The 19,869-nt window shown below is 71.5% G+C and carries 20 protein-coding genes; 12 read left to right on the top strand and 8 right to left on the bottom strand.

From position 1 onward, the window contains the following. Positions 1-9: 9 nt before the first annotated feature. Together HMPREF1529_RS05835 and HMPREF1529_RS05840 are read right to left on the bottom strand one after the other, a co-directional pair. Positions 10-897, bottom strand: a complete 888-nt coding sequence (locus tag HMPREF1529_RS05835) for an NAD(+)/NADH kinase (protein ID WP_016464092.1) — start codon at positions 895-897, stop codon at positions 10-12. A 1-nt stretch (position 898) separates the two neighbouring features. After that, complete coding sequence (locus HMPREF1529_RS05840; RefSeq protein ID WP_016464093.1) at positions 899-1,927, bottom strand: SPFH domain-containing protein; 1,029 nt, start codon at positions 1,925-1,927, stop codon at positions 899-901. A gap of 89 nt (positions 1,928-2,016) precedes the next feature. On the opposite strand from HMPREF1529_RS05840, the gene HMPREF1529_RS05845 reads away from it, so the two are divergent. After that, a complete protein-coding gene (locus tag HMPREF1529_RS05845; protein WP_016464094.1) occupies positions 2,017-2,700 on the top strand; it encodes an NUDIX hydrolase in 684 nt (227 codons plus the stop codon). Between the two features lie 147 nt (positions 2,701-2,847). Here HMPREF1529_RS05845 and HMPREF1529_RS05850 read toward each other — a convergent pair whose 3' ends face one another. Next, positions 2,848-4,419, bottom strand: a complete 1,572-nt coding sequence (locus HMPREF1529_RS05850; protein ID WP_198013026.1) for a class I SAM-dependent methyltransferase — start codon at positions 4,417-4,419, stop codon at positions 2,848-2,850. A 124-nt stretch (positions 4,420-4,543) separates the two neighbouring features. Here HMPREF1529_RS05850 and HMPREF1529_RS05855 point away from each other — a divergent pair, with 124 nt between their 5' ends. Both HMPREF1529_RS05855 and HMPREF1529_RS05860 read left to right on the top strand, forming a co-directional pair. Continuing rightward, positions 4,544-5,932 carry a glycine--tRNA ligase gene (locus HMPREF1529_RS05855; protein ID WP_016464096.1) on the top strand — a complete coding sequence of 463 codons (1,389 nt, stop codon included), beginning with the start codon at positions 4,544-4,546 and terminating at the stop codon, positions 5,930-5,932. 193 nt (positions 5,933-6,125) lie between these two features. After that, positions 6,126-6,851, top strand: coding sequence for a GNAT family N-acetyltransferase (locus HMPREF1529_RS05860; protein WP_016464097.1), 726 nt, complete (start codon positions 6,126-6,128; stop codon positions 6,849-6,851). Between the two features lie 160 nt (positions 6,852-7,011). On the opposite strand, the gene HMPREF1529_RS05865 is transcribed toward HMPREF1529_RS05860, so the two are convergent. Then, positions 7,012-7,578 (bottom strand): HhH-GPD-type base excision DNA repair protein, encoded by a 567-nt coding sequence (locus HMPREF1529_RS05865; RefSeq protein WP_016464098.1) that lies wholly within the window; start codon positions 7,576-7,578, stop codon positions 7,012-7,014. A gap of 47 nt (positions 7,579-7,625) precedes the next feature. Here HMPREF1529_RS05865 and HMPREF1529_RS05870 point away from each other — a divergent pair, with 47 nt between their 5' ends. From HMPREF1529_RS05870 to HMPREF1529_RS05880, 3 genes are all read left to right on the top strand, one after another. Continuing rightward, a complete protein-coding gene (locus tag HMPREF1529_RS05870; RefSeq protein ID WP_051120823.1) occupies positions 7,626-7,889 on the top strand; it encodes a hypothetical protein in 264 nt (87 codons plus the stop codon). 98 nt (positions 7,890-7,987) lie between these two features. Further along, positions 7,988-9,007, top strand: a complete 1,020-nt coding sequence (locus HMPREF1529_RS05875) for a daunorubicin resistance protein DrrA family ABC transporter ATP-binding protein (RefSeq protein WP_036282767.1) — start codon at positions 7,988-7,990, stop codon at positions 9,005-9,007. Beyond that, a complete protein-coding gene (locus tag HMPREF1529_RS05880) occupies positions 9,004-9,837 on the top strand; it encodes an ABC transporter permease (protein WP_016464101.1) in 834 nt (277 codons plus the stop codon). Before HMPREF1529_RS05875 ends, HMPREF1529_RS05880 begins: the two co-directional genes overlap by 4 nt. Here HMPREF1529_RS05880 and HMPREF1529_RS05885 read toward each other — a convergent pair. Continuing rightward, the gene (locus tag HMPREF1529_RS05885; RefSeq protein WP_016464102.1) at positions 9,819-12,665 is read right to left on the bottom strand and encodes an ATP-binding protein; all 2,847 of its coding nucleotides are present in this window, start codon (positions 12,663-12,665) and stop codon (positions 9,819-9,821) included. The two genes, HMPREF1529_RS05880 and HMPREF1529_RS05885, sit on opposite strands and share 19 nt — an antisense overlap. A gap of 71 nt (positions 12,666-12,736) precedes the next feature. On the opposite strand from HMPREF1529_RS05885, the gene HMPREF1529_RS05890 reads away from it, so the two are divergent. From HMPREF1529_RS05890 to HMPREF1529_RS05910, 5 genes are all read left to right on the top strand, one after another. Further along, entirely contained in the window at positions 12,737-14,215 is a 1,479-nt protein-coding gene (locus HMPREF1529_RS05890; protein WP_016464103.1) for a protoporphyrinogen/coproporphyrinogen oxidase, read from the top strand. 109 nt (positions 14,216-14,324) lie between these two features. Further along, the gene (locus tag HMPREF1529_RS05895) at positions 14,325-14,720 is read left to right on the top strand and encodes a hypothetical protein (RefSeq protein WP_005047884.1); all 396 of its coding nucleotides are present in this window, start codon (positions 14,325-14,327) and stop codon (positions 14,718-14,720) included. A 1-nt stretch (position 14,721) separates the two neighbouring features. Continuing rightward, positions 14,722-15,132 carry a phage holin family protein gene (locus HMPREF1529_RS05900; protein ID WP_005047881.1) on the top strand — a complete coding sequence of 137 codons (411 nt, stop codon included), beginning with the start codon at positions 14,722-14,724 and terminating at the stop codon, positions 15,130-15,132. Continuing rightward, entirely contained in the window at positions 15,122-15,394 is a 273-nt protein-coding gene (locus HMPREF1529_RS05905; protein ID WP_005047879.1) for a hypothetical protein, read from the top strand. The genes HMPREF1529_RS05900 and HMPREF1529_RS05905 overlap by 11 nt, the downstream gene beginning before the upstream one ends. Positions 15,395-15,627: 233 nt before the next feature. Then, positions 15,628-16,422 (top strand): uroporphyrinogen-III synthase, encoded by a 795-nt coding sequence (locus HMPREF1529_RS05910; protein ID WP_005047876.1) that lies wholly within the window; start codon positions 15,628-15,630, stop codon positions 16,420-16,422. Between the two features lie 21 nt (positions 16,423-16,443). Here HMPREF1529_RS05910 and HMPREF1529_RS05915 read toward each other — a convergent pair whose 3' ends face one another. Continuing rightward, positions 16,444-17,421: an acetylxylan esterase gene (locus tag HMPREF1529_RS05915; protein ID WP_016464104.1), complete on the bottom strand. Its 978-nt coding sequence runs from the start codon at positions 17,419-17,421 to the stop codon at positions 16,444-16,446. Positions 17,422-17,546: 125 nt separating this feature from the next. Here HMPREF1529_RS05915 and HMPREF1529_RS05920 point away from each other — a divergent pair, with 125 nt between their 5' ends. After that, positions 17,547-17,936: a hypothetical protein gene (locus HMPREF1529_RS05920; protein WP_005047872.1), complete on the top strand. Its 390-nt coding sequence runs from the start codon at positions 17,547-17,549 to the stop codon at positions 17,934-17,936. A gap of 7 nt (positions 17,937-17,943) precedes the next feature. Here HMPREF1529_RS05920 and HMPREF1529_RS05925 read toward each other — a convergent pair whose 3' ends face one another. Both HMPREF1529_RS05925 and HMPREF1529_RS05930 read right to left on the bottom strand, forming a co-directional pair. Further along, entirely contained in the window at positions 17,944-18,768 is an 825-nt protein-coding gene (locus tag HMPREF1529_RS05925) for an ABC transporter permease subunit (RefSeq protein ID WP_016464105.1), read from the bottom strand. Continuing rightward, positions 18,765-19,853: an ATP-binding cassette domain-containing protein gene (locus tag HMPREF1529_RS05930; protein WP_036283036.1), complete on the bottom strand. Its 1,089-nt coding sequence runs from the start codon at positions 19,851-19,853 to the stop codon at positions 18,765-18,767. Before HMPREF1529_RS05930 ends, HMPREF1529_RS05925 begins: the two co-directional genes overlap by 4 nt. Positions 19,854-19,869 lie beyond the last annotated feature (16 nt).

Consider the following 19,869-nt stretch of genomic DNA (forward strand, 5'->3'; position numbering starts at 1 on the left):
CCCGTCCGCTCACCCGGTGACGGTGCGCAGCGTCCGCTCGGCGACCCCCACGCTCACCCGCTGCCCCCAGGAGAGAACCAGTCGGTCGTCCTCCATACCGTCGCCGAAGGCGACGAGCCGGTCGGACTCGACCCGAAGAGTGAGCTCGCCGTTGTCGAGCCTGCCCGCGAAAAGATCGGCACCGGTGCTCGGCGACGGCCACGCTTCGCGGACGAACCAGGCGAGCGCGCTCTCGGTGGGAGTCGGAAGGGGAAGCCGTGGCGCCTGGATGCGGGCGATCGAGGCGCACCACCCGGTCGACCCCGTCCCCGTGCTGACGATGACGCCCGACGACGACTGCCGTTCGCTGCGGCCGTCGACCTCCAGCGTGTAGCGGGCGGACTGGTGGCCGGGCTGGCCGATCATCACCTCGTTGAGAGCCGTGAGCGACTGACCGTCGTCGGTGCGCACCTGCACCATGACGCGTTCGCAGACGGCGGCCGTTCCCTCGGATGCCGCGACGGCGAGAGCCACGCCGGCCGACGGTGTGTGGGGCACGAGCACGCCGGGATTGACGCCGGGGAGGGGGTCGATGCCGATGACGGGTTGGATGCCGAGGTATTTGGCGGCATTGGCGACGAGCCCGTCCTGCCCGACGACGAGGACGACGTCGTCGGGCTCGAAGACGAAGCGCGACAGCTCGCTGCGCTCCACCATGGCCCGCCGCCAGTCCAGGGGAAGCCCGGCGGAGACCTCGGCGAGGGCGGCGCGGGTGCGCTCGTGCCGCTTCTCCACGGCGGCGAGGCTCTGGCCCCGCTGATCGAGGAAGAAGGCGACCTGGCCGCGGGTGCCGTGCCGGGCGAGCAGCTCGGTGAGCTCGCTCGCCCGGTGCACGATGACCGCTCGAGGGGCGACCATCTCAGCGTCCCGTCGCCAGGGCCGTCTGCGCGGCGGCCCGACCGCCGAGGCGTCCCACGAGGTCGGTGAGTAGGTCGGGCGTGACAGTCAGGTGGTCGATGCTGGGGAGGTTGCCAGCCAGCTCGCGCATCGCCAGGGCGGTCAGCACCTCGACGGGCACGTCGAGCAGCGCCGCCATGCGTGCCTGTTCGGCGGCGCCGGCTGCCTCGCCCAGCGCACGGTCGGCGTCGGCCCGCGCCTGTGCGTTCGTGCGGATGCGCTCGGCCTCGGCATCCACGGCGATCGCGGCCGCCGCGGCCGCCTGCTCCGCCTCGATGCGCGAGTTGCGTCCCCGCGCCTGGACGAGCTCCTCCTGGCGGCGGGCCAGTTCGACCTGGTTGGACAGCTCGTTCTCGCCGATCGCGGCCTCGCGCTCGACCGCGAGGGCGCGGCGGGCGAAGGTGGCCTTGTCGGCATCCTGCTGGATCGCTTCGCGGGCGGGGGTCTGCAGGGCACGCTCGACGTCGGGCTCGGCGCGCAGCAATGAGAACCGCACCCCGACGATGGCGATGCCGAGGTCGGTCAGGCGCGCGTCGGCGGCGAGCATGGCGGTCGCGGCGGCGCCGAGTTCGGCGAGGTCGGCGCGCAGCGCGTTGTCGAGGGTACGCGGCTGCAGCAGGTGCACGACGGCGGCGGTCGTCGCACCGTGCAGGGGAGCGGCGATCGCGTCGAGCGGCTGCTCCGTCCACGTTCCGGTGGCCAGGTCGATGGAGAAGTCGATGCGGCGGGCGGCGAGTTCGGGATCGGTGATCCGATACGTCGCCGTGACCGGCGCCGACAGCTGCTGCAGGTCGGCGGTGCGCAGGCTCACGACGACCGACAGCTCGCGGTCGTCGAGCGGCACCTCGCTGATCGCGGCATCCAGCGGGCGGAACCAGAACGCCTGGCCGGCGCCGGTGTGACGGATGCCGCCGCGGCGGAAGTGGGTGACGTGCATGGTCGGTGTCGTGCTCAGGTGGCGGACGAACGGGCGGTGGGTGATGGTGGCCATGATGTCCCCTTTCTCTCGTTAATGTCATTTTGACGATAACCCCTCGTGGTAGTTATCGTCAAGATGACGATTTGAGGTAGTCTGAGCGCGTGGACCCCTTCTCCTTCGCGGTCGCGGCCGACCTCGTCGTGCTGACCATCCGCGACCGCGCGCTCCATGTCCTCCTCGTAGAGCGCGGCATCGCGCCGGCGGCGGGGATGTGGGCGTTGCCGGGCGGGTTCGTGCTGTCCGACGAGGATGCCGAGACCGCCGCATACCGGGAGCTCGCCGAGGAGACCGGGGTGACCAGCGGCGTGCACCTCGAGCAGGTGCGCACGTACAGTGCGCCGGATCGCGATCCGCGCGGACGCGTCGTGACGGTCGCCTGGTTGGCCCTGGCGCCCGATCTGGGCGAACCTGCGGCGGGATCGGATGCCCGCTCTGCTCGCTGGTGGCCGGTCGCGGATGTCGAGGGCGGCGTGCTGCCGCTGGCGTTCGACCACGTCGCGATCTTCGCCGACGCCCTCGAGCGGGCGCGTGCGAAGCTCGAGTACTCCGCGCTCGCGATGGCTTTCTGTCCGCCCGAGTTCACGATCGCGCAGCTGCGCGCGGTCTACGAAGCGGTCTGGGGAGTGCCCGTCGACCCGCGCAACTTCCACCGCAAGATCACCGGAGCTCCCGGCTTCGTCGATCCCACCGGCGGCATGGCCCGCGACGGTGGGCGCCCCGCGCAGCTGTTCCGCCGCGGCCCCGTGGGCCAGCTGCAACCGCCGTTCACCCGTCCCGAGCGCTGAGCGGCCGGGCCGCCGCACGGCCCGTCAACAGATTCGGAGGATGTGAACGGATGCGGATGCCGGCGCGCGCGGCATCCGATTCTGTTGACCTGATCCGAATCCACGACGCGGAAGACGACGCGGCCGACGCCGCCCGCGCCGCGCGCCTCAGGCGTCGAGCGGGCGGCGCGCGACGAGCAGCATGTGCGTGTCGGGCCAGTCCAGCGGCTCGTCGTCGAGCCCAAGAAGGGATGCCGCGGGCGCGAACCGGTTCTCCACGAGCCAGTCGTTGCGCCAGGGCCCCGAGCGCTCGTCGATCTCGAGCCCCACCGATGCGACCAGCTCTCGCCAGTCGGCCCACGACAGGGCGCAGAACTGCTCGTGCATCTCCGACAGCCAGTTGCGGGTGTACGAGACGGTCTCGAGGAACTCCATGGCATCCGCCAGACGCAGCTCGATCGTCCGCTCGTCGCGCACCTCGTACTCCCAGGCCGCCCCGCTGAGCGTGCGGAAGTCCTGCGCGAACTGCGCGACCCTGCTGCCCACCGGCAGAGCGTCGAGGTACGCGGCGATCTCGTCGTTAGAGCCGGACAGCTCACGCGCGGGCGTCGTCACGTCGCCGTCCTGCATGCGCAAGCGAACGACGCGATCGGGGTCGGCCGGGCCGCAGACGTCCGAGTTGATCCACACGCCGCCCGGCACGGTCTGGGCGGCGATCGCCGCCGCGAACGCGCGCAGCGACCGCATCCTGTCGCCGTAGGAGTAGATCTCGTGGGTCAGCGCGAAGCTCAGCGTCGTCGCGATGCTGCGATCGGGGAACAGGCGCCCGGCGAGGATGTTGCGCCGGTAGAAGAACGTGTTCGGGTTCGCGAACGCGCCCTCGGACTTCTTGTGCTCGCAGGCCGCGAACAGCTCCGGAGCGATCTCCACCCCGATCAGATCCGATTCGGCCAGGGCCGGTTCGCGCGACGCGAGCTCGAGCATGGCCCCCGTCGCGCAGCCGAGGTCGACCACGCGGCCCGGCACGATCCAGGGGCGCGCCTGCGCCCATTTGCGCTCCGCGGCGTCCTCGAACGAACGGCTGTACGTGCGGTAGTCGCGCGTCTGGGTGAGCCCGCCCTCGTCGCCGATGACGGGATCGGCGGCGATCTCGCGTGCCTGCGCGGCCAGTCCGTAGCGGTCGACGATGTCGAGGCTCGCCGGGTGGGCATCCGCGCGCCAGGCGTCCGATCCGGTCATCAGCTCGTCGAGCAGCTGCCAGGGTGTGCGCGGGGAGTCGGGGTGGTCACGCTCCATCGGCGCGACGCGGTAGCCGCGGGCGCGGTACATGTCCGCGACCTGTGGCGTCGACGTGGCGATGATCGCGGTCTCGGGCGCGGGGATGACCCCCTGCGCGGTCGCGTAGCCGATCTCCTTGAGCGTGATCTCGGCGAACCGGGGCGTGGGGGCGACATCCACGACCGGCACGACGATCGAGGGGATCCGCTCGACGTGCGCGAGGATCTCGATCGCCGCCTCCCGCCGGTGCCCCGGGAACGGGTTGCGCCGCGTCGCGGAGTGGTTCGCGCTCGTGACCGCCCAGACGACGACCGCGTCGGCGGCGACCGCGATCGGCTCGCCCGCCTCGTCGCGAGCGGCACCGGCGAGCAGTTCGCCGAGGTAAGTGGCCTGGAACCGCGTCAGCAGGTGGTGGCGCCCCGGGATGATGATGTGCTGGATCTCTGGCCGAGGTGCGCTCACCCGTCCCACGTTAGTCACGGGCCGGCCGGGAAGCCGCAGCGGCGGAAGACTAGACTCGACGGATGCCGGAACTGTCGGCATCCACACCCTTTTCGCATTCGCGACACGACCATTGGAGCCACCTGTGGCCGAGCAGTCCCGCCTCGACAAAGTCATCGCCCTCGCCCGTCACCGGGGTTTCGTCTTCCAGGCCGGGGAGATCTACGGCGGATCGCGGTCGGCCTGGGACTACGGCCCCCTCGGCACGGAGCTGAAGGAGAACATCCGTCGCCAGTGGTGGCAGACGTTCGTGCGGGGACGCGCCGACATGGTCGGCCTCGACTCGAGCATCATCCTGCCCAAGCGCGTCTGGGAGGCCTCCGGGCACGTCGCGACCTTCACCGACCCCCTCGTGGAGTGCCTGCACTGCCACAAGCGCTTCCGCGCCGACAACCTCATCGAGGACTTCGAGGCGCGAAAGGGCCGCGCCGCCGAGAACGGTCTCGCCGACATCCCCTGCCCGAACTGCGGCACCAAGGGTCAGTACACCGAGCCGAAGGCGTTTTCCGGTCTGGTGAAGACCTACCTCGGCGTCGTTGACGACGAGTCGGGCCTGTACTTCCTGCGCCCCGAGACGGCGCAGGGCATCTTCGTGAACTTCTCGAACGTGCTGACGGCGTCGCGCCGCAAGCCCCCGTTCGGTGTCGGTCAGGTCGGCAAGGCGTTCCGCAACGAGATCACCCCCGGCAACTTCATCTTCCGCACCCGCGAATTCGAGCAGATGGAGATCGAGTACTTCACGCCGCCCGCGGAGGCGCAGGAGTGGTTCGAGCACTGGGTCGAGGCGTGCTGGAACTGGTTCGTCGACCTGGGCGTCGACCCGGCGAACATGAAGCGGTTCGACGTTCCCGAGGAGGACCGCGCGCACTACTCCGCCGGCACGATCGACGTGGAGTACCGCTTCGGCTTCCCGGGCAAGGAGTGGGGCGAGCTGATGGGCGTCGCCAACCGCACCGACTACGACCTGAAGAGCCACTCCGACGCGTCGGGGCAGTCGCTCACCTTCTTCGACCAGGCGTCGGGCGAGAAGTACACCCCCTTCGTCATCGAGCCCTCGTTCGGGCTCACCCGCGCCATGATGGCCTTCCTCGTCGACGCGTACCGCGAGGAGGAGGTGCCCAACGCCAAGGGCGGCACCGACACTCGCACGGTGCTTGCGCTGGATCCGCGCCTGGCGCCCGTCAAGGTGGCCGTGCTGCCGCTGTCGCGCAACGAGCGCCTGTCGCCGCTGGCGCGCGAGGTGGCCGACGATCTTCGGGCTCAGGGGTGGAACGTCGACTTCGACGACGCCGGCGCCATCGGACGCCGCTACCGCCGTCAGGACGAGATCGGCACCCCGTTCTGCGTCACGATCGACTTCGACTCGCTCGATGACCACGCCGTGACCGTGCGCGACCGCGACACGATGGCGCAGGAGCGCATCGCGCTCGACGCGCTCGTGGGCTACCTCGGCTCGCGCCTGCGGGGCGCCTGAGCCTCGGCATCCGTCGATCCGGCGTCCGCGCCGCCGCCGCGTCGCCGCCGCCGCTCCGGTCCGGTCCGGTCCGGTCCGCGAGACACCGGCACCGCACCGAGATGCGCGTTGTGCACCGGTGTTTCGGTGCGCCGCGCGTGTCTCGCGGCCAGGGGCACGCGGCCGAGCGCGAGAGAACGGCTACCGTGGAGGCATGGCATCCGGCGCATCCGAGTCCACCCTCAGTATCCGCGACCTCGACACGCTCGACGAGATCTTCGCCGCCCACCGGGTGATCGTGGAGATCTGGGGAGGCCGCGACCCCATGCCCGCGCCGCTCATGCGCGCGTTGCAGTACTCGGGCAACTACGTGGTCGGCCTGTACGACGGCGACCGCATCGTCGGGGCCTCCGTCGCGTTCTTCTCCCCGCCGGAGCAGCACGCCATGCACTCCCACGTCACGGGCGTACTGCCGGAGTACCAGCGTCGCGGGTTCGGACGCCTGCTCAAGCAGCAGCAGCGCCAGTGGGCGATCGCCCGCGACATCGGGACCGTCACCTGGACCTTCGACCCGCTCGTGCGCCGCAACGCCCACTTCAACGCCAAGACGATCGGCGTGCGTTTCGTGGAGTACCTCGTCGACCAGTACGGCTCGGCCTACGACGGCGCCGAGCTCGACCAGAACGGCCAGGGTGTCGACAGCGACCGCCTCCTGGTCGCGTGGGCGCTCGCGTCGGCTCCGGTGCGTGAGCCGGATGCCGCGGATGTCGTCGCGACCGTCCAGATCCCCCAGGACGTCGAGTCTCTGCGCCGCACCGATGCGGCCGAGGCGGCGGCGTGGCGTCTGCGCGTGCGCGAGGAGATGCTCTCGCACTACGGTCGCGGGCTCGTCATCGGCGGTTTCGACGACGAGCGCGGCTACCTGTTCGTGCAGGGCTGAGCCCGCGGGCTCGGGGCGTTTCGACTCGCTGCGCTCGCTCAACGACCGGGGGTGCCGCCGCGGTTCGACGCGCTGCAATCGCTCAACGACCGGGGCGTGCGCAACTCCCGGTCGTTGAGCGACGAGGGTAGCGAGGAGTCGAAACGCGCCTCGCCGGCCGTCAGCCCTTCGCCGCGACCTTCGCTGCCTTCTTGAACTCGCGCACCTTGGCGAGCGACTCGGGGGAGACGATATCGGCCACCGAGCGGTAGGAGCCGTCTTCGCCGTACGCGCCCGCGGCCTCGCGCCAGCCGGCGCCGGTGAAGCCGTACTGTTTTCCGAGCAGCGCGAGGAAGATCTTGGCCTTCTGCTCACCGAAGCCGGGGAGGGCCTTCAACCGCTTCAACACGGTCGGCCCGTCGGGGTCGCCCTCGGTCCACAGGGCCGCGGCATCCCCGCCCCACTCCTCCTCGAGCGTGCGGCAGAGGGTCTGCACGCGACCGGCCATCGAACCGGGGTAGCGGTGCACCGCCGGCGACTGCTGGAAGGCGGCGACGAGGGCGTCGGGGTCGTAGCCGGCGATGGTCGCGGCATCCACGGCGCCGATGCGCTCCTGGATCTTCAACGGACCACTGAACGCCGTCTCCATGGCGACCTGCTGGTCGAGGAGCATGCCGATCAGCAGCGCCAGCGGGTTGTCGGTGAGCAGGGTGTCGGCGGCCGGGTCGTCGGTGATGTGCAGGCTCATCCTTCGAGTGTGTCACCCGCCCCGGCGATGGTGGTTGACTGGCACGTGTGAGTGGGCGCACGGCATCCTGGCGGGGACTGGTCGTGACCCTGCTGGTCGGGGTGCTGGTGCTCCTGGTCTGGCCGCAGGCCCTGGGCCTGCAGCGGATGCCGCTCGTCGCTCAGGCCGTCGACGGTGTCGACGTGGCTCGCGTCGCCGATCGACCAGTGCTGGTGGGATCGTCGTGGAGTGTGCTCGGTTTCCAGGTGATCACCGACACCCGCCCGGGCAGCGATCACCGCGCCGTCGTCGCGGTGCTGGGCCGTCGCTGAGCGCATCGCGGGCGCCGACCGTCCCGTGACAGCGCCGTGACAGCGCCATCCTGCTCGTGACAGCAGCGCGACAGTGCCCCCGGCGCACAGTGGATGCCATGACCACTTCCACCTCACCATCCACCCTCGCGGTGCGCGCGGAGGGCCTCGTGAAGGTCTTCGGCGACAACCGCGCTGTCGACGGCGTCGACCTGGCCGTCGAAGCCGGCACGGTCTACGGCGTGCTCGGACCCAACGGTGCCGGCAAGACCACCACCATCAACATGCTGGCGACGCTGATGCGGCCCGACGGCGGCCGCGCCGAGATCTTCGGCCACGACGTGATGCGCGAGCCGAACGTCGTGCGCCAGCTCATCGGCGTCACGGGCCAGTTCGCCTCGGTCGACGAGACGCTGTCGGCGACCGAGAACCTCATGATCTTCGGCCGGCTCCTGGGTCTGTCGCGCAGCGAAGCCAAAGCCAAGTCCGAGGACCTGCTCGAACGCTTCTCGTTGACGGATGCCGCGCGGCGGCGGCTGAAGAAGTTCTCCGGCGGCATGCGGCGCCGGCTCGATCTCGCGGCATCCCTCCTGGCCCAGCCTCCGCTGATCTTCCTCGACGAGCCCACGACGGGCCTGGACCCGCGCACGCGCGGGCAGATGTGGGACACGATCCGCGAGCTCGTCGCGACCGGTTCCACCGTTGTGCTCACCACGCAGTACCTCGACGAGGCCGACCAGCTCGCCGACCGCATCGCCGTGATCGACCACGGCCGAGTGGTCGCCGAAGGCACGGCCGACGATCTGAAGGCCTCCGTGGGCACCTCGTCGCTGGTCCTGCGGGTGTCCGATCCCGCCGACGCCGATGACACCCTGCGCGCGATCGGCCAGGTGCTCGGGGTGCGCGGCACCCTCTCGCCCGAAGCGGCGCGCATCACCGCACCCATGACCGACCCCGACCGCGTCACCGACCTGCTCATCACGCTGCGCGAGGCCGGCATCCACCTCACCGAGATGAGCGTGCAGAAGCCGACGCTCGACGAGGTGTTCCTGACCATCACGGGTCGACCGGCGGATGCCGCGGCCACCGACTCCGCGTCCGGCGACGCCCCCACCGCCATCACGGAGGTTCGCGCATGACCACCATCGCCCCCACCACGCTGACACCCATCACTCCGGCATCCGAGCGCCGGCTCTCCAACCGCACGAGCCTGCGCCAGAGCGTCGAGAACACCCTGACCATGGCCTACCGCGGGTTGGTGAAGATCCGTCGCACGCCCGAGCAGCTCGTCGACGTGACGGTGCAGCCGATCATCTTCACGCTGATGTTCGCCTACATCTTCGGCGGCGCGATCGCCGGCAACGTCGAGAGCTACCTGCCGGCGCTGATCCCCGGCATCCTGGTTCAGACCGTCATCACCACCTCGGTCGTGACCGGCACGCAGCTGCGCGAAGACATGGACAAGGGCGTGTTCGATCGGTTCCGCTCCCTGCCGATCGCCCGGATCGCGCCGCTGTCGGGCGCGCTGCTGGCCGATACCCTCCGCTATGCGATCGCGACGACCATCACGTTCGTGGTCGGCTTCCTCATGGGCTACCACCCTGCCGGGGGCCTCGGCTCGGTCGTTGCGGCAGGACTGCTCGTCATCGCCTGCTCGTGGGCGATCAGCTGGATCTTCGCGTTCTTCGGCGTGATCGCCCGCACCGCCTCCAGCGTGCAGGGCATCTCGATGCTCATCCTCTTCCCGCTGACGTTCCTGTCGAACGCGTACGTCCCGATCGACTCTCTGCCGGCCCCGCTCGCGTGGTTCGCGAGCATCAACCCGATCTCGCACCTGGTCACCGCCGTGCGCGACCTCGCGAACTCCGGGGTCATCGCCGGCGACTTCTGGGCGTCGCTGCTGGGCGCCGCCGTCATCGTCGTCGTCTTCGCACCGCTCACGGTGCGCGCCTACATGCGAAAGGCCTGACGCCCGTCCAGACGTTCGACCAGTGCGGTGAGCTCCGCGGGATCGGATGCCGCGGCATCCGGCCCCGCGGAGCTCACCGCATCGCGCACGGGCAGGGCGATCGGGTCGCTGAGGTCGGCGCGCCCGCGCAGCCGGTCGGCTTCCGCGAGTGCCGCCGCCGCGTCGGGGAGGCGATCTGCCGCCAGGAACCATCGGGCGAAGGCGACCGCGACATCCGACATGATCGGCTGATCGCCCGTGCGGACGGCGACCGGTGCCGCGCGGCGCAGGGCGTCCGCGGCCGCTGCTGCGTCGCCGGTCAGCAGCAGCGCCAGGGCGCGCTTGCTCTCCTGCCACGCCGCGACCTGTGCAGGAAATCCCGCCAGCGCCTGCTGCTGTTCGAGGCTGCCCGCGCGCTCCAGCTCCCGCAGCGCCGCAGCCCCGTCGCCGCGCACCAGCTCGAGCGCGGCCGCCGTCGCGGCGGCCTGCGCGACGGCACGCTCCGAGCCGTCGGCCTGAGCGCGGGCGAGCATCTCATCGACGCGCTCGCGGGCTTCGGTGTCGCGACCGAGCCGGAGCAGCAGCGAGACCGAGAGCGCCTGTTGCTGCAGCAGATCGCTGACGGAGGTCAGACCCACGAGAGCCTGCGTCGACTCGTCGGCGATGCGCAGCGACTCTTCCAGTCGTCCCTGCAGCATGAGCCACTCCGACTGCATCTGGCTGGCCAGGGCCGTGCCCCACGCGTCGCCGAGCCGCCGGAACGCGTCCAGCGCGCGACCGCTCGCCTCGCCGAGCGTATCGATGTCGCCGTTGTTCTGCGCGGTGGCCGCGTTCATGACCGCTGCGAACGCCCGGCTCCATACGGGACCGTCCGAAAGCTCGCTCTCATCCAGCCGCAGGTACGTCGACCACGGTTCGTCTCCACGCCGCTCCTGGCGGGCCCGCAGAGCTCCGCGGAGGACGACGGGCAGGATTGCCGCCAGCTCCGAATCGTGATCCCGCGCCGCGTCGGCGATGCGCGCGACGCTCTGCGCGGACAGGTGCGCGGTCGTGGGGTCGAGCATGGTGCGCATGAGCATCGCCATGGCCGCCACCACGACGTCGGCTTCGCTGGCGAGAGCGTCCGCGGGGGCCGCGGTCGCGTTCAGCACGGACGTCAGCACGTCGAACCGCTCACGCAGCTGCCAGATCCACAGCTGCGCCCGTGCCAGGCGCACCTCCAGCTCGCCGCGGCCGGCGCAGAAGCGGGTCGCGGCGGCGAGGTTCTCCTCGTTGGCGTCGAACCAAGCGATCGCCGGGCGTGCCGTCGCCGTCCGCAGGGCGCGGTCCTGCGCGAGCGCGAGCTGCGCCATCACGGTCGCCTGAAGCTCGCGGGCGATCTCCAGCCGGCCCGATCGGTGGAGCGCGTCCAGTCCGTACTCGCGCACCGTCTCGAGCAGCCGGTAGCGGCCGCGTGAGCGTTGCACGAGCGAACGGTCGACCAGGTCGTCGATCGCCGTCTCGCGGAGGCCGAACGCTGCCGTGACCTCCCGGAGGTCGCCGGCGGAGATGCCGTCGGGAAAGACGGCCAAAGCGAGCAGTGCATCGCGTTCCGGTTCGTCGAGCAGGCTCCAGCTCCAGTCGATGACGGCGCGCAGCGTCTGATGACGCGGCTCCGCCGTGCGAGGTCCTCGGTCCAGGAGCGCGAATCGATCCGCGAGGCCATCCTCGATCTCGGCGATCGACAGCACCCGCGCCTTCGCTCCGGCCAGCTCGAGCGCTAGCGGCAGCCCGTCCAGGCGGCGTGCGATGCGGGCGACGGCCGCCCTCTCACCGGCGTCCGGCGCGTACCCGCGAGCGGCGCGGATGCGTGCGGACAGCAAGGTCACGGCATCCGCCTCCGGCAGCGAACCCACGTTGACGAACGCCTCGGCGGGGACCCCCAGCGGCTCACGGCTCGTGACCAGCAGCCGCAGGGCCGGCGCCACGCGCAGCGCCTCGGCCGCCACCTGGGCGGCATCGGCCACGACGTGCTCGGCGTTGTCGAGCACGAGCAGCAGAGGCCGGCCGGCGAGGGCGGCGAGGGCGCGCTCGCGGGAGCCCTGGGCCTGGCCGACGGTGCCGTCGGACAGGCGGACGCCCCGTCCGAGAGCGGTGGCGACGGCATCCCAGACTCCGCCGGCATCGGCCGGTGCCAGCTCGACGAACACCGCGGGCGAGTGACGGCGGGCGATCTCCAGCGCGAGGGTCGTCTTTCCCGCACCGCCCGGGCCGATCAGGGTGAGCAGCCGCTCATCGGTCAGCTGGGCCTCGGCGAGGGCGATCTCGTCGGCCCGTCCGATCAGCGGCGTCAGCGCCGCCGGAATGCGCTCGCCACCCACGGCGCCCGCCCCGACCGGCGCGTGGTCACCGCCGGCGAGACGCTCGGCGTGCGCCCGGTCTTCGAGCAGATCGCGCCGCGCCCAGTCGAAGTCATCCGGAACCCACGGGTCGGCCGTCCAGAGGCCGAGCGCATCGCGCGCCAGCGCAGCCGCCCGTGCCGGGTCGTCCGCGCGGCGAGCCGCCGCCACGAGATCCTGGAAGCGGGTCAGGTCGATCTCATCCCGGCCGAGCGTGAGGCGATAGCCGCCGGACACCGCCTCGATCGCCTCAGAGCCGAGGGCGCGGCGCAGTCGAGAGACGAGGGACTGCACGGCTGCGCGCGGATCATCCGGCGCATCGACGGGCCACAGGTCGTCCGACAGTGCGCGCACGGACACCGCCGCGCCGGCGTCGACCGCGAGACGGAACAGCAGGCTCTCCTGCCCCCGACCGCGCGCCGGGAGAGCCCCGGCATCCCACGCCGGTCCGCCGAAGTAGGTGAGCCGCACGGCTCCACTCTAGGTCCGAGGCGCCACGCCTCTTCCGGCGCATGTCCGTGGCCCGGTGAAAGGATGGGGGCGTGTCCGACAAGCCTGCAGCCGACCTCGCCGCCCGTGCCCGCACCACCCGGGTCGTGGTGATCGGCGGGGGGATCGCGGGTCTGGTCGCCGCCTGGGAGTGCGCCCGCATCGGCATGCCCGTCACGCTCCTCGAACAGGCGCCGCGGCTCGGCGGCTGGATCGAGACGGATGAGCTGGACGGCATCACCGTCGATCTGGCTCCCGAAGCCTTCTCGCTCTCGGCGCCCGCGCTCGCCGGGCTCCTCGATGAGCTGGGACTGCGCGCCGAGGTCGAACCGGCGCGCGATGGCTCGGTGGGTGTGGCGCTGGCCACTCCCGGCGGCCCCCGCGTGGTCACGCTGCCACCGAACCGCGCCGGGATCCCGGCCAACGTCTGGGCCGAGCCCGTGCGCCGGCTCATCGGCGGGCGCGGAGTCTGGCGCGCCTACCTCGATCGCCTGCGGCCGCCGCTGACCATCGGTCGCGAGCGGAGCCTGGGCGCGCTCGTGCGCTCGCGCATGGGAGCGCACGTCCGCGACCGGCTGGTCGCTCCGCTCACGCTGGGCACGTGGGCTGTCGACCCCGACAGGATCGATGTGGACCTGGCCGTCCCCGGCCTGAGCGCCGCGTTGACCCGCGCGGGATCGCTCGCCGGTGCCGTCGGCCAACTGCTGCCGGACGACGATGCCGAGGCGAGACGCCCGCGGCGAGCACGGCTCCGCGGGGGGCTCACGCAGCTCGTCACCGCCCTCACCGAGCGGCTGCTGCTGCTTGACGCCGACCTGCGCGTGAACGTCCGGGCGGACAGCCTGACGCAGACGCCGGACGGCTGGCTCGTCCATCTCGCGCCCGCCGACCCCGCTGAGCCAACAGGCCCGGCTGAGCCGACCGACCCGGCTGCCGCGGGAGAACCCGCCCAGCCGCTGCCCGCGGACATCGTGGTGCTGGCCGCCGGCGCGGCGACCTCCGCCGCGCTCGTGCGCGATCACGGCATCGTCCTCGAGGCTGCGCCCCTGCCCGTGCGCGACGTCGTGACCCTCGTGATGGATGCCGGGACCGCCGCCTTCGACGCTCCCGCGACGATCTATCCCGTGCCGGGGGCGATGGCGGCGGCATCCGTCATCGACGTCGGCTCCGCGTGGGCGGGCGTGCGTGCCGACGCCGGGCCCGGTCGGCGGGTGCTTCGGCTGACCTTCGATGCGGCACCGGCGGACGATGCCACGGACCTCATCGCACGCGCTGCCGCCGACGCTGCGCAGTTGTGGCCCGGAATCGGAGGCGTTCGCGCGGCCGCGCAACGGCGTGCGACGCTCGCACCGCCGGCATCCGTCCTCGGTCACGCCCAGCGCACCGCCGCGACCCGTGCGGCGATCGGTCGCCGGCACGGTCTCATCGCGGTCGGCGAGGACCTCGCCGGCGGGGGCGTATCCGCCATCGTCGCCGACACCCTCGCCGAGGTGGAACGCGTCCGTCACGAGGTGCTGTGGGGCTCCTTCTAGCACACGGCCCTCTTCAGGGACAGCCCCGTGACCGGAGGATGCCGGAATCGGAATATTGCGACTACCCTGGAGTCACGAAGCACTCCCGGCACGGACGTGAGGAGACGCCATGAAGGGCAAGATCGGAATCGTCGTGGGACTCGCCGCGGGTTACGTGCTCGGGTCGCGCGCCGGCCGCGAGCGCTACGAGCAGATCAAGGCGGGATACCTCAAGATCTGGAACACCGCCCCGGTGCAGAAGCAGGTCGCCGCCGTCAAGGACCTCGGCAAGAGCGCCGCCCTCGCTCTGCCGAGCGCCCTGTGGGACGGAGCGATCAAGGTCACCCGTGCGGCGAGCCGCAACGGCACTCCGGGGCAGAAGCTCGACTCCGCGATCCGCGCGGGCCGGGCCTCGGCCGACGAGGTCACCCGCGGAGCGGAGAAGACGGCCGCAGAAGTGAAGAAGGCCGCCGACAAGGCCGTCGCGGACGCGAAGGCCGCGGCCAAGAAGGCAGCGGACGACTGACATGGCGACGCCTCGGGGATTCCGCGACCGCGCCGATGACAGCCTGCTGACTCTCGTCGGCGAGGTGCCGGAGCTCGTCCGCAACCTGGTGGTCGCCGAGATCGACTCGGCCAAGACGTGGGCCAAGAAGGCGGGCAAGGATGCCGGCATGGGCGGTGTCTGGTTCATCGTCGCTCTGTTCTTCCTCTTCTGGTCGCTGCCGGCGTTGGCCGCTTTCGCCATCATCGGCCTGTCGTCGTGGATGCCGGCGTGGCTCGCCAGCCTCATCGTCGTCGTCATCGCGCTCGTCGGAGCCGCCGTGTTCGCGTGGCTGGGGCTCCTGCGTTTCAAGCATCTGAGTCGTTCGACCAACCCCGTCGACGCCGTGAAGGTCGACGCGCGCATCGTGAAGGACGTGGCCGATGAGTTCTGACCAGCTGATTCCGCGCACCGCCGTCGCCCTCGGCATCACCGATCCGGTGGAGAGCGCCCGTGCGGAGCTGAAGGCCGCCCTGGCGGCGATCGAGGTCAAGGCGAACGTGCCCAAGCGGGTCGCGCAGGCCACCGATCGCGGGGTCGCCGACGCGCGTCGCTTCGCGCGGCGCAATCCCACGCAGGCCTCGCTCGCCGTGCTCGGTGCGGCTGCCCTCGTGGGACTGGCCGTCTGGGGAATCGTCCGCGCCTACACGCGCTGAGTCCCCCGTGGGGCGCGCCCGCGCGCGTTCTGACCCGCGCCGCGGGCGCTGTCAACCCCGTGTTCGAGCTATGCGTCGCCCGGGGTATGCTCGTGTCTCAGGCAGCGGCAATGGTGCGCAAGCTGCCGGCAACGACGACCCGAGCCGCGCAGCCATCGCGTTCGCGCGTGCACGAGCGCCGTTGCCGGATGCGCGAAACCGTGCGTCCCGACTGAGCATCACGAAAGTCGAGCATGATTCCTGATCCGCACGCCGCCAAGCCCCTCAAGGGGTGGCGTGTGCTCGTTCCGCGCGGGGGGCCCTGGGGTGACTCCGTGGCGGCGACGCTGCGGGCGCAGGGTGCTGTGCCGGTCATCGCTCCCCTCATCAACTTCGCGCCCTCGACCGATCAGGCAACGCTCGAGCAGGCGCTCGCCGATCTCGCCGCCGGCGCCTTCGACTGGGTGACCCTCACCAGCGCCACCACGGTCGACGTCCTCTACGCCTACCGCGCCGTCATCCCCGCTTCCACTCGCGTCGCCGCGGTGGGCGAGACGACGGCCGCGGCGCTCGCCGCGGTCGGCTATCGCGTCGACCTCGTCCCCGACGAGGACAACTCGGCGGCCGGGATGGCCTCGCAGCTGATCGAGCTCGAGCCCGCGCCGCGGCGCATCCTGACGCTGCGCAGCGAGATCGCCAAGCCGGTGCTCACGCGCCGCCTCACCGAGGCGGGGCACGACGTGCGCAGCGTGGTCGCCTACCGCACGGTGGGTGTGCCGGTCACCGAGCGGATCGCCCACGACGTCGCGAGCGGCCGTATCAACGCGATCCTCGTCACCAGCGGCTCGGTCGCCGAACAGGTACGGCTGCAGTTCCCGGAGATCCCCGACGCCACCGTGATCGCCGCCATCGGACCGCGCACCGCGAAGGACGCCCGCAAGGTGGGTCTCGGTGTGAGCGCGGTGGCGCGGGAGCAGACCGTCGAGGGGCTCATCACCGCGGTGTCGAACTTCCCCCTGCCGCACGCCAAGGACGAGTTCCACCTCTGACGCGCGGTCCGCGCGCGGACCTCAGCCGAGGATCTGCGCGAGGAAGCGCGCCTGCTCCTCCCATTGGAAGGCCTGACCGCCTTCGTGCTCGTTGAAGTCGTAGACGCGGATCTGCTTGTCACCGCGGTCGATGTGGTTGTAGGCGGCGTAAACGGTCGAGGGAGGGCACACCGGGTCGAGCAGGCCGACGGAGAACAGCGCGGGCGCACTCAGGCGGCGAGCGAAGTTGACGCCGTCGAAATAGGAGAGCGTGTCGAGCACCCGCTGCGTGGCGCCCCGGTGCACCGACAGGTAGCGCACCACCTCGTGGTACGGCTCGCGGTCGGTCATCCCGATCGCGCGCTCGAAATGGCAGAGGAACGGCACGTCGGGCATGACCGCGACGAGGTCCTCGCTCAGCGCTGCCGCGGCCAACGTGATGCCGCCGCCCTGGCTGCCGCCGGTGACGGCGATGCGCGCCGCATCCACCCGGGGAAGGGTGCGGGCGGCGTCGATGAGGCGCACCGCATCGGTGAACACGCGGCGGTAGTAGTAGTCCTCGGGCGATTCGATGCCGCGGGTCATGTAACCGTTGGTCGAGGGTCCCGTGCCGTGCGGATCCGGTGTCGCGCCCGGAGCGCCCCAGGTGGATCCCTGCCCACGCGTGTCCATGAACAGATGCGCGTAGCCGGCCGAGGCCCAGCCGAGCCGCTCGGTCGGAAGCCCGCGACCTCCGCCGTACCCGTTGAACTCGATGACCGTCGGCAGTGCCGCGGCGTCGTCGGAGTATCGGGGCGTGTGCAGCCACGCCTTCACGGGTTCGCCGGCGAACCCCGGGAACGTCACGTCGAACACGTCGATGGTGCTCAGCACGGTCTCCACCGGCTCGACGACGATCTCACCGCCGACGGCGCGCGACTGCGCGATCGTCCGCGCCCAGAACTCGTCGAAGTCGGCCGGCTCGCGCACCGCGGGACGGAACGCTTCGAGGGCGGGGAGGTCGAGATCGAATCGTGGCATCGGGGACTCCGTGTCGGGTGACGCCGGCGCATCGCGGCCGACGTTCCACGATATCGCCCGCGCCGAGACCGGATCGTTGCGGGGCTGTGAGCATCCGCACATGGTCGCGCTGGCAGACTGAAGTCATGGTGACCCTGCTGCTCGATTCGACGCAGCTCGAGGTCGTGCTGTCGGGCGTCGAACGCGCCCTGTCGCGGCGATCGGAGAGCGTGCGCGTCGACAGGTCTCACATCCTCCGGGTGCAGCTGACCGACGACGCCTGGACCTGGCTGCGCGGAGTGCCCAGCCCCGGCACGCAGGTGCGCGGCACCGTCGCGATGGGAACCTGGCGTTCCGCGAGCGGCAACGACTTCGTGCTGGTGCGCCGACGTCGCCCGGCGGTGGTCGTCGATCTCTCCGAGGATGCCGAGTTCGAGCGTCTCGTGCTGACGACTCGTCACGGCGTCGCCCTCGTCCAGGCGTTGCGGCTCGACGGCGACGACGCGTCGGACGTCGTCGAACTCGCCGACTCCTGACGGCCGATCAGGCCACGTCGCGGCGCCAGCTCGTCAGGTAGCCGAGACCGAGGAACACGGCGGCGTACGCCAGCAGCACCACGCCGCCGCCCCACCATGCGAGGGGTGCGGCCCCGCCTGCCCCCATCGTCGCGTAGATGCTGGAGCCGACGAGGGCGTCCGATGCCGCGCCGGGCAGGTAGGCGGTCACCCCCGACACGCCGTCGACCAGCGTCGCCACGGTGCGCGCGATGGGCTCGAGAAACTGTGTGAACGCCAGCACGCCGACGACGGCGGCGACCTGATTGCGCACCAGCGTGCCCACGCCGACGCCGATCAGCGTCCACAGGACGAAGCTCGCCACGATGCGCCCGATCATCGCCCAGGTGTCGGTCTCGCCCAGCCGCGTGTCGATTCCGAACGCCGCGAGCGCCGCCGCGCCGATCCCAACCGCCGCGACGAGCGCGACGGCGGCGTACAGCACGCCCATGACGACTCCGGCGGCCAGCTTGCCGCCGAGGGCGACCCCGCGTCGCGGCGTGGCCAGGAGAGTCGGCGTCAGCGTCTTGTGCCGGAACTCGTTCGTCACGAGCAGCGTGCCGATGAGCAGCGGGAAGACGTAGCCGACCGAGGTGGCGAGGCTGTAGATGAGCGGAGGTAGGCTCGTCGGCGACACCCCGGCACCGCTCGTCGTGCCGCCGGGCAGCGTGCCGCTTGCGACCGCGCCGAACACGGCGGACAGGCCGCCGGCGGTCACGCCGACATAGGCGAGCAGCACGACGGCGAGAACCCACCACATCGCCGTGGTGAACTGCTTCGTGAGTTCCGAACGGGACGCGTTGACGAGGCTCATCGCGGGTCTCCTTCCTCGGCGGCGACCGTGTCGCTGGGGTCGTCCTCGACCGCGTGGATGTACTCGGCGTCCTCGACGCCCGGCTCCGCGTCCTCCGGCGCGGTCGCGGCGGGAACGGCAGCGGCCGTGAGCGGCGGCGTGAGCGGGTCCGGAGCCGGTGCCGCCGGAGCCGCCGGCGTCGGCGCCTGCACCCGTGTGCCGTTCACCAGTTCGAGGAACACCTCCTCCAGCACCGGACCGCGCCGCTGCAGGTGCGACAGGGCGACTCCGGCCGCCGCAGCGATGGCACCGAGATGGGCCGGCTCGGCGCCGCGCACGGTGAAGCCGGAGCGCAGGGGCGTGTACGCGATGCCCGCGGCATCCAGAGCATTCGCCAGCGCCGTGCGGTCGGGGGCATCGATGACCGTCGCCACGTCGTCCGCGCCGACCAGGTCGCCGATGTCACCCTCGTACACGAGCCGGCCGCGGGAGATGACCAGCAGCGCCGACACCGTCTGCTGCACCTCGGCGAGCATGTGCGAGGACACCAGCACCGTCCGTCCTTCGCCGGCCAGCTGGCCGAGGAAGCCGCGCAGCCACTTGATCCCCTCGGGGTCCAGGCCGTTCGCGGGCTCATCGAGCACCAGCACGCCGGGATCTCCGAGCAGGGTGTACGCCAGGCTGAGGCGCTGACGCATGCCGAGCGAGAAACCGCCCACCTTGCGACCGGCGGCGTCGGCGAGCCCCACGAGGCCCAGGACCTCGTCCACTCGTCCGCGCGGGAGCCCGGCGGCCTGCACGGCGACGGTGAGGTGGCCGGCGGCGGTGCGACCCGGATGGAAGCTGGAGGCCTCGAGCGCGGCGCCCACCGTCTGCAGGGGATGGCGCAGCTCCGAGTAGCGCCGGCCGCCGATGGTGGCGCTGCCCGAGGTGGCGCGCACGAGCGCGAGCAGGATGCGCAACGACGTGGTCTTGCCCGCGCCGTTGGGGCCGAGGAAGCCGGTGACCCTGCCGGGCTCGACGCGGGCGGTGAAGTCGTCGACGGCGCGAACCGCGCCGAATGTCTTCGTGACCCCACGGAACTCGAGGAGGTGTCCTTCGGGCATCGTCATCCTCTCGTCA

The sequence above is a fragment of the Microbacterium sp. oral taxon 186 str. F0373 genome (genome assembly GCF_000411455.1).
In the GTDB taxonomy this organism is placed as follows: Bacteria; Actinomycetota; Actinomycetes; order Actinomycetales; family Microbacteriaceae; genus Microbacterium.